This window comes from Lentilactobacillus sp., from assembly GCF_040773105.1.
GTDB classification, from domain to species: domain Bacteria; phylum Bacillota; class Bacilli; order Lactobacillales; family Lactobacillaceae; genus Lentilactobacillus; species Lentilactobacillus parabuchneri.
The window spans coordinates 1-2276 of record NZ_JAXGWW010000288.1 but is presented as its reverse complement, the minus strand read 5'-3'; the positions used below and the strand labels follow the sequence as shown (position 1 = coordinate 2276).

Genomic DNA, 2276 nt, shown 5'->3' with positions numbered 1-2276 from the left:
TTTCACGTAATCGACGGGCAACTTCCATCCCGTTTAATTCAGGAAGCATTAAATCAAGCAAAATCACATCGAAATTCTCATCCAATGCGGCCTGCAAACCTGTTCTACCATTGAGTTCAACTTGAGTTTCATAACCCTCATGTTTTAATTCCAGTTCGACGAAACGGGCTAAATTCTTCTCGTCTTCAATAATCAAAATTCGACTCATAAATAATCAGCTCTCCTATAAAGTATCTTAATTTGTTTATTAATTACATAGAAACTTATTAACATAACTCTCATTTTACCATAATTATGAGAACTTTAGTGAGTTACTTTGGAAAAGATCGACAAACATGCAACGAACGTGATGATATGGAAATAATTTTCATTTATCAATATTTTGTGCCACTTTTCACTTGTAAACAAACGGTTGAATGCTTATAATGTACTTGTTTGAAAATATATTACAAAAAGGATGATAAAACACATGAAAGCTGCTGTTGTAAGAGATCCAGTCGATGGATACGTTGATATCAAAGATGTAGATTTACGCCCAATCCACGAGGGTGAAGCTTTAGTTCAAGTTGAATATTGTGGATTATGTCACACAGACCTCCACGTTGCCGAAGGTGATTTTGGCAAAGTTCCTGGCCGAATTATTGGTCATGAAGGTGTTGGTAAAGTCATTCAGGTTGCTGACGATGTCACAAATTTAAAGATTGGCGACCGCGTATCAATCGCTTGGTTCTACAGAGGCTGTGGCCACTGTGAATACTGTATTACAGGCCGTGAGACACTTTGCCGTAACGTTCAAAACTCAGGCTACACTGTTGATGGTGCCATGGCAGAACAAGTCATCGTTCCTGCAGACTACGCCGTTAAGGTCCCTGAAGGACTTGACCCAGTTGAAGCAACTTCATTGACTTGTGCCGGAGTTACGATGTATAAGGCCCTCAAAGTTGGTGATACCCGCCCAGGTCAATGGGTTGAAGTTGTTGGCTGTGGTGGTCTTGGTAACTTGGCCGTTCAATATGCCCACAACGTATTTGGTGCTCACGTTGTTGCCGTTGACGGTAACGAACAAAAGCTCCAAGCAGCTAAGGAAAATGGTGCCGACATTACAATCAACCGTCACGATCCAGACGTTGCTGAACAAATCCAAAAGAAGGTCGGCGGTGTTCATAATGCTCAAATTACTGCTGTCACCACTGAAGCCTTCACAACATCAGTCAACGCATTACGTCCTGATGGTAAATTAGTTGCCGTTGCCCTTCCTAAGGGTGACATGGCCTTGAACATCGACAAAACTGTTCTTGACGGTATTCAAGTTGCCGGCTCATTGGTTGGAACGCGCCAAGACCTTGCTGAAACCTTCCAGTTCGGTGCTGAAGGCAAAGTTAAGCCAATCGTTCAAACTCGTCGCCTGGACGAAGTAAACGATATTATCGACGAAATGAAAGCCAACAAGATTGTTGGTCGGATGGTTGTTGATTTCACTAAGTAATTCATTTGATGAATCTAAAAAGAGCGGCAGGACATTTTTCGTCCAGCCGCTCTTTTTTCGGATTTTATGCCTTGTTTGAAATTTTATGTACAAAAAAACAATTTAGAATCCATGGCGTTCTAAATTGTTTTTTTAATTACTTGTTATCTTTGATAACCTTACGGCCTTTGTAGAAGCCGGATGGTGATACGTGATGTGGCATGGTGTATTCACCGGTCTTTGGGTCGAGGCTCAAATTAGGAGTCGTCAACTTGATGTGACCGCGACGCATGCGCTTTTTAGCTTTAGAAGTTCTACGTGCTGGTGTAGCCATTCTTTTTCCCTCCTCGTAAAAATAAAATATCCACTAGTGAAATTTTAAGTCCAGCTACTTTGAATCGCGATTTTTAAAAAAGTTCTTCAATTCTGCTAGACGTGGATCAACTGTCTTTAGTTCTGCCTTTTGCTGGCGATAGTCATCTACCGTCATAACATCCCAATCTTGGCCACTGGGCAATTTCTTGCCGGCCATTTCCTCAGGAGACAGAATGTGCATAGGAATATGCAAAATCACATTATCAACAACTGCCCTTTGCATGTCCACCATGTCATCTTCGCCTAAGACGAAAACGACGTCATCTTTGCCATATCTTGATTCAGCAGCTTTACTGGGAACATAAAATTCCTCAACCGTAAAATCAAGTGGCAAATCGACGGGAACCAAGGACCGTGACGATGGAACCACAAGCTTGCCAACAATGTGGGTATCAACAATCACGTCACCTCGATCGGCAAACGCAGTGCCTTCAAC

4 protein-coding genes are annotated in these 2276 nt (G+C 42.0%); 1 reads left to right on the top strand and 3 read right to left on the bottom strand.

Annotated features, from left to right (window positions below; all coding sequences use genetic code 11):
• A partial coding sequence (locus tag AB3112_RS10825; protein WP_367334490.1) for a response regulator occupies window positions 1–208 on the bottom strand: 208 nt, incomplete at its 3' end.
• A gap of 261 nt (window positions 209–469) precedes the next feature.
• Here AB3112_RS10825 and adhP point away from each other — a divergent pair.
• Window positions 470–1486, top strand: coding sequence for an alcohol dehydrogenase AdhP (gene adhP, locus AB3112_RS10820; protein ID WP_057910423.1), 1017 nt, complete (start codon window positions 470–472; stop codon window positions 1484–1486).
• A gap of 136 nt (window positions 1487–1622) precedes the next feature.
• Here adhP and rpmF read toward each other — a convergent pair whose 3' ends face one another.
• Both rpmF and AB3112_RS10810 read right to left on the bottom strand, forming a co-directional pair.
• A complete protein-coding gene (rpmF, locus tag AB3112_RS10815) occupies window positions 1623–1799 on the bottom strand; it encodes a 50S ribosomal protein L32 (RefSeq protein ID WP_008856889.1) in 177 nt (58 codons plus the stop codon).
• 54 nt (window positions 1800–1853) lie between these two features.
• Window positions 1854–2276 (bottom strand): DUF177 domain-containing protein (locus tag AB3112_RS10810; RefSeq protein ID WP_367334489.1); only part of this gene is annotated, 423 nt, incomplete at its 5' end.